The sequence below is a fragment of the Parapusillimonas granuli genome (assembly GCF_013416525.1).
Classification (GTDB): domain Bacteria; phylum Pseudomonadota; class Gammaproteobacteria; order Burkholderiales; family Burkholderiaceae_B; genus Parapusillimonas; species Parapusillimonas granuli.
On sequence record NZ_JACCEM010000034.1, the window covers coordinates 1 to 612 of the forward strand.

Genomic DNA, 612 nt, shown 5'->3' on the forward strand with positions numbered 1-612 from the left:
CGTTGGTTCGATTCCAACTTGACCCACCAGCAGGCTTGAGCGGTGCGACGGGGGGGATTAGCTCAGCTGGGAGAGCACCTGCTTTGCAAGCAGGGGGTCGTCGGTTCGATCCCGTCATCCTCCACCAGGCGCGCCGCGGGTTGGCTGTGGCTGGGTTGGTCGGTTGCTGATCGGTTGTTTGGTTGATGGTTTGCTGATCGGCTGCGAGGGGCTAGGGGTTAACGAAGAGTCAAGCCGTGTGCTTGATTGCTCGTTAAGTCTTATAGGCTTATCTGGTATTACTCGTTCTTTAACAATCTGGAAGAAGCACAACGAAGTAATTGCGGGGCATTGTCCTAAGGGATGGTGCGCGTAAATACGGGTTGTGATTGCATTAAACAATTTTGTTCAAATAGTTCTCAAAAATACATGTTTAAGGACATGGCCTTTGAAAATGATGAACGGCACAAACACGCATAACTCAATGGGTTCTATAGCTTGGGGGTTTTTTTAAGCCTGCAACGTTATAGGATCAAGCGACTAAGTGCACATGGTGGATGCCTTGGCGATCACAGGCGAAGAAGGACGTGGTAGCCTGCGAAAAGCTGCGGGGAGCTGGCAAACGAGCTTTGA

1 tRNA gene and 1 rRNA gene are annotated in these 612 nt (G+C 50.8%); both read left to right on the top strand.

Going from position 1 to position 612, the window contains the following annotated elements:
* Positions 1 to 51 precede the first annotated feature (51 nt).
* Positions 52 to 127 (top strand) — tRNA-Ala (locus H0A72_RS21930).
* A gap of 382 nt (positions 128 to 509) precedes the next feature.
* Positions 510 to 612 (top strand): 23S ribosomal RNA (locus H0A72_RS21935); the annotation flags it as partial.